General features: G+C 61.3%; 4 protein-coding genes and 1 pseudogene. 4 read left to right on the top strand and 1 reads right to left on the bottom strand.

Annotated features, from left to right (window positions below; genetic code table 11):
• Positions 1-518 precede the first annotated feature (518 nt).
• From BN2475_RS32335 to BN2475_RS32350, 4 genes are all read left to right on the top strand, one after another.
• Complete coding sequence (locus BN2475_RS32335) at positions 519-2348, top strand: serine aminopeptidase domain-containing protein (RefSeq protein WP_094783418.1); 1830 nt, start codon at positions 519-521, stop codon at positions 2346-2348.
• Positions 2349-2479: 131 nt separating this feature from the next.
• Entirely contained in the window at positions 2480-2731 is a 252-nt protein-coding gene (locus tag BN2475_RS32340) for an acyl carrier protein (protein ID WP_094783419.1), read from the top strand.
• Complete coding sequence (locus tag BN2475_RS32345) at positions 2728-3915, top strand: acyl-CoA dehydrogenase family protein (RefSeq protein WP_094783420.1); 1188 nt, start codon at positions 2728-2730, stop codon at positions 3913-3915. The genes BN2475_RS32340 and BN2475_RS32345 overlap by 4 nt, the downstream gene beginning before the upstream one ends.
• Position 3916: 1 nt before the next feature.
• A complete protein-coding gene (locus BN2475_RS32350; RefSeq protein ID WP_245841740.1) occupies positions 3917-4999 on the top strand; it encodes an amino acid--[acyl-carrier-protein] ligase in 1083 nt (360 codons plus the stop codon).
• A 511-nt stretch (positions 5000-5510) separates the two neighbouring features.
• On the opposite strand, the pseudogene BN2475_RS35175 reads toward BN2475_RS32350, so the two are convergent.
• Positions 5511-5736: pseudogene (locus tag BN2475_RS35175) on the bottom strand (IS110 family transposase); the annotation flags it as partial.

Consider the following 5736-nt stretch of genomic DNA (forward strand, 5'->3'; position numbering starts at 1 on the left):
AATTTCGCCTGAACACTTATTTTTTATTTTCTTCACGATAATTGTTTCACCATAAAATAGATAGCCTATCTACCCACTCATATCTAACTTCACGTTGAACGGCCTGTGGGTCATACGCCGGCTGGCATTCGTCAGTCGCTCCTGTCGACGTGTGCGGGTTTCTAAAATGACGATTCAAGCCAGCGTGACACTGACAAGTACTCTGTTTGGCGTCTACGAGGACGTGCTGCTTCGAATGTGGTCGCGCCTGATCCACACCCAGTGCGGTAGGTGAATGGTCCCGTCCTGGTGCGTAACACAAACAGGACGCCATTGAGCGCTACGCGTCCGGCACACGAAGTCGGGCGCGACGTTCGTTGTGTCGACGCGTAGGCTTTCCGCAGTGTCGGTTCTATCAATGTCCGCGATTCGTCGTGATCGGCGCGTGCATCCCCTCGGTCTCTTCCGGACAGCTGAGACTAATATCGCGCTCCGAAATTAAACAGCCCCCTCACGGGAATTTTTTGAACTGGTCTCTTATGCAAGCTGTCGTCTTCGGTGACTGTGCCGGGTGGCTGCATCCCGCACCAGGACAGCACGGTGTCGTGCTGTGCAATGCGTTCGGCTACGACGAACTATGCACGCACCGTGCATGGTTACAACTGGCCGAACGACTGGCCGCACAGCAGATGCCCACGCTGCGCTTCGATTATCCGGGAACCGGCAACTCGCTCGATGTCGAGGAGGACCCGGGCCGCGTCGACGCATGGATCGGCAGCATTGCCGATGCGCTCGGATACCTGCGCGCGGTGTCCGGTGTACAGCGCGTGTCGCTATGCGGGTTCCGGCTCGGCGCGATGCTCGCCGCGCTTGCCGCCGAGCGGTTGTCCGGCATCGATGGTCTCGTGCTGCTCGCCCCGGTGCTGTCCGGAAAAAAATATCTGCGCGAACTGCATGCGCACCATCAACGCTGGCTCAGCGCGCGCACCGATATCAGCATGTTCACGGCGCCAGACAGCATGCGCACGGTTGGCGCGTTAGGCTTCGGGCTTCATGGCGACGACATCGACAGGCTCGCGGCGATCGACCTGCGCAACGACACGACAGCGCCCGCACGACGCGTGCTCCTGCTCGAGGCGAGCGACCGCAACAGCGGTAACGCATTGAGCGCGCGTTATGAAGCGCATGGCGCGGCCGTCAAGCGTGCGCCGTTCGATGAACTTGATCACTTCCTCGTCGAGGCGCGCTTCAGCAAGCTTCCGGCTCGAGCGTTCGCGACCGTATCGGCATGGCTCGCGGGCGACGTCGACGGAAACGGCAATATCGAAGCTTCGCCCGCTTCTCTGCGCATACTGAATCAGCCCGCGTCACGCGCCATACTGGTCGCTCCCACACTGGCCGGTGCAAATTTCGTGGAGCAGCCGGTTTCTGTCGGCGCATGTTTCGCCGTGTACTGCCGCCCGCGCGACGCGCTCGAGAATGCTCCCGCGGTGCTGATCCCAAACACGGCCGCGAACCACAACATCGGCGACGGCCGCTGCTTCGTGCTATTCGCTCGCCGTCTCGCCGCACTAGGCATCGCGTCGCTGCGAATGGATCTGGCCGGTCTCGGCGACAGCGCCCCCGAAGAACGCACTATCACACTCGAGTCGCTCCATTCGCAAGAGGCATGCGCCGATGTGATCGCCGGGGCGAGCTGGCTGGTCGCACAGGGCCACCCGGCAGTCGTTACGTTCGGTATCTGTAGCGGTGCTTTCGTTGGCCTGCATGCGTGCGCGGCACACCCGCAAATCGTCGGCGCATTCGGCGTTAATCTTCAGCAGTTCGTGTGGCAAGGCGAGGAGCGCGTGCGAAGCAACAGCGCTATCGCGTCGAACCGGACGCTGCGGCACGCCGCGCTTAGCACGGACAAATGGAAGCGCATATGGAGCGACAAGGCATCGCTCGCTGGCAAGGCACGTGGACTGTTGGCGCGGGCGACACGCCGTTTCGAGCGTCGCGTCGCCGACATGATGGACGCGACCATCGGTTGGTCGTTCTCCCCGAACAATGCTCGCCGATTCCTCGAACTTCTGCATGAAAAAGGTGCCGAAGTGCGGCTGCTATACGGTGAGTTCGATCACGGTATCGACGAGTTGAAGCTGCATTTCGGCGCGAATCTAAGTGGCCTGCGCGGGTTCCCGCACGTACGCGTCGCAATGTTGCCTATACACGATCACTCGCTGTTTACGCGCGCCGCACGCGAGGCCGCCATGAGCGATGCGCAGCAGTGGTTGCTCGAACGGTTCTGCAGGCCGCCCGGTACCTCCTCAGACGCGCCCTACTCGCCGCACGCGACGATGGCGCCCGCGCCGACCGCCGACCCGTAACCCGTTCTATACGTTTCGCGGCTTCGCCTGCCGCCTCAGTTGCCCCTTCAGTTGCCCCTTCACTTGCCGATTACGGGATGCGAGACATACAGCCTTTCACTACGTTCGCCGCCATATAATAAGGTATCCAAATGAAAAAAATACTGCGTCGCATCCTTTCCGAATCTGTTCACTTGCACGTATCGCCTGACACGCTCAGCGATGAAGCCGACTTGTACGCCGCCGGACTCGAATCGATTGCGACCGTCCATCTGATGCTGGCGATCGAGGAAAACTTTGACGTCGCAATTCCCGACGAGATGCTCAACCGAAAATCGTTCTCGAGTATAAACTCGATGGCCGACGCGATCTCACGACTGCAGAAGCAAAAGGTGACGTCATGAACGCACAGCTTGCCCACGAAGCGGCACTGCGGATCGCCCGGGTCGCCGCCGAGCATGCGCACGCAGTCGATCGCGATGCACGCTTCCCGGCCGAGGCTATCGACGCACTGCGAAACGAGCGTCTCCTGTCCGCATTGGTTCCGGCCAGTTTCGGCGGCGCCGGTCTGACGTTGACTGAAGTCGCGTCGGTCTGCGAAGTCCTCGCGCACGGTTGCGCGTCCACTGCGATGATCTACGCCATGCATCTGAGCCAAGCGGCGTGCGTGATCTCGCATTGCGGCGACTGGCCGTGGCAGCTCGCTTTCGTCGAGCGGATGGCCCGCGAGCAATTGCTGCTCGCGTCGGCGACCTCCGAGGCAACAACCGGCGGAAGTCTGCGCGCCAGCACGTGCGCGGTACAGCGTGACGGCCAGCGGTTCCGCATCGAGAAGGACGCGCCCACGATCTCGTATGGCGCTTACGCCGACGCCATTCTCATCACCGCGCGCCGTGCGGACGACGCGCCGCCCTCCGATCAGGTGCTGATTGTCGCGTCGCGCGCCCAGCTCGCACTCGAACCGCAAGGTAACTGGGACGCGCTTGGTATGCGAGGTACCTGTAGCTCGGGATTTCGTCTCGCTGCGAACGGGGATGCTGCGCAAATTCTGATCCCGCCGTTCAGCGACATCGCGAACCGCACGATGCAGCCGGTCTCGCATACGTTGTGGGCCGCCGTATGGACCGGCATCGCGGCCGATGCCCTGCGGCGCGCGAACGCGTACTGCCGCGCTCAGTCGCGTGCGTTGCCGGATGGCATGTCGCTGGCCGGCGGGCGGCTTGTTCGCGCGACTGAACAGTTGCAGATGATGAAAGCACGCGTGAGCGCGGCGCTTGCCGCAGCGCAGGCAGTGCATGCGGCCGAGTACGGCGCGTGCGCAACCGAATTGCCGCTGACCGTTCAACTCGGCTTCATGGCTGATATGAACACCCTGAAAACCAGCATCTCGTCGGCCGCACTGAAGGTCGTGCACGAGGCGATGATGATCTGCGGGATCAGCGGCTACCGGAATGGCGGCCGCTACAGCATCGGCCGGCATCTGCGCGACCTTTACTCCGCACCCCTAATGATCAACAACGACCGGATTGGCCAGAACACGGCCAGCCTGCTGCTTGCGCAGCGCCCGTCACTATTAATAGAGGCATGACATGAGCGTACCTGTCGCATCTTCCGTCCCTGACTATGCACGCGGCGACGCCGCCGTGTCCGATGCGCACCGGCCGTTGCGCGACCGGTTGATTGCAGCCGGCTTGCTCGTCGACACCGGCGAAAACGGCCTGTATGGGCACAACCATATCTATGAAGGCATCGTCGAACGCCTGACCTGGCTGATATCGTGCATGGCTGCGGACCAGCATCCGGAAGTACTGCGCTTCCCGCCGGCGGTGCCACGCAAGGACTTCGAGGACAGCGAATACCTGAACAACTTTCCGCACCTCGCCGGCACGATTCACGCGTTCTGCGGCGACGAGCGGGACCATCGGCGCCTGTTGCGGGCGCTCGACGACGTGCTAGCCGATCCCGGGGACGAGCGAAGCGACGCCTGGCTCGCCCAGCAAAAGCCAACGCGCGCTGTGCTCACGCCCGCTGCGTGCTATCCGGTCTATCCGGTCATCGCACGGCGCGGCCCGCTACCGGAAAATGGGCTCACAATCGACGTGCTGTCGTACTGCTTCCGTCACGAACCCTCTCAGGACCCGACGCGCATGCAAATGTTCAGAATGCGCGAGTACGTGCGGATCGGCTCGCCAGAAGATGTGCTGGCTTTTCGCACGACGTGGATCGAACGCGGCCGCGCACTTACACGGATGTTGCGCCTGCCCGCCGAACTCGACGTCGCGAACGACCCATTCTTCGGCCGCGGCGGCAAGATCGTCGCAGACAGTCAGCGCGCGCAGCAGTTGAAATTCGAACTGCTGATCCAGGTAACGGACCCGCAGCGCAAGACCGCCTGTCTGTCGTTCAACTATCACATGGACCACTTCGGTTGGATATGGAAACTCCGTTGCGCGAATGGCGCCGTCGCGCACTCGGGCTGCATCGCATTCGGAATGGAGAGGCTCACGCTTGCGCTGCTGCACCATCACGGGTGCGACGTCGAAGCATGGCCCGACGATGTGCGTGAACTACTTTGGGGCGATAGTCGCGAGCGCATTGCAGCGGAACTTGAATGCTCGCGGCAGCCGGCTGGCGCACCCAAAAGTGATGTCGGTAACGAGGAAAATCAATAATTTTTGGTGATCGCACAGCGGCACTCGTCTGCGGGCACGGCCACGATGCAAGCATCCCGATTTACCAGGATCGCCTTCATGCTTGTGGCTGTCCGGCGTTTTTCCGATGGCCGACATTTGGCGACAAAGACGAAATCGCTCTATCACGGTCGCCGGTTCCGTGCGGCGGTCTAAACACGCGCGATTTATCAGCAATCCTACGTCATTGTTTGATGACCGACGCAGGTGAGCGACGCAATTCCCGCCAATGTGTCATGAAGCCTGTGCTCTGGGGGTTCGGAGCGTTTGCGGCCCACATGGCCCGGAAGGGCAATGTCATGCATGGACGCCCCCGGTTTGCCAAGTCTTTCATGTTGTGATGTTTCGAAGGTCACGATTGCAGCCATGGCGCTCTTTGACATTGTGGGGTTTGGCTCGTCACGGTCTGACCTATCTTGCCATCACGTCATGATTGCCCAGGCAATCGGTGGAAGTGTCATTCTGTTTGCTACGAGATGATTGCAGTTTCGGGTTATGTCTTTGGCACGGCGGATTCATAGTCGTGCCGATATGCCCTGTCGTTCGTCAGCAAAGCCCACACGATCCGCGCGTTCTTGTTGGCCATTGCAACGGCCGCCACATTGGGATTGCGACGTTGTAGCAGACGCGGCAGCCATCCTTGCTGGTCGTCTGTGCGTCGGGCAGCCTGGATAACGGCGCGCGCCCCGTGGATCAACAAGCAACTGGTTGCGCGTTTC

Origin of the sequence: Paraburkholderia ribeironis (assembly GCF_900019265.1) — a bacterium.
Taxonomy (GTDB): Bacteria; Pseudomonadota; Gammaproteobacteria; order Burkholderiales; family Burkholderiaceae; genus Paraburkholderia; species Paraburkholderia ribeironis.

Bases quoted from the DNA above. Each gene is read 5' to 3' on its own strand.
- BN2475_RS32350 (WP_245841740.1), top strand. From the start codon at position 3,917: ATGAGCGTACCTGTCGCATCTTCCGTCCCTGACTATGCACGCGGCGAC.
- BN2475_RS32340 (WP_094783419.1), top strand. From the start codon at position 2,480: ATGAAAAAAATACTGCGTCGCATCCTTTCCGAATCTGTTCACTTGCAC.
- BN2475_RS32345 (WP_094783420.1), top strand. From the start codon at position 2,728: ATGAACGCACAGCTTGCCCACGAAGCGGCACTGCGGATCGCCCGGGTC.
- BN2475_RS32335 (WP_094783418.1), top strand. From the start codon at position 519: ATGCAAGCTGTCGTCTTCGGTGACTGTGCCGGGTGGCTGCATCCCGCA.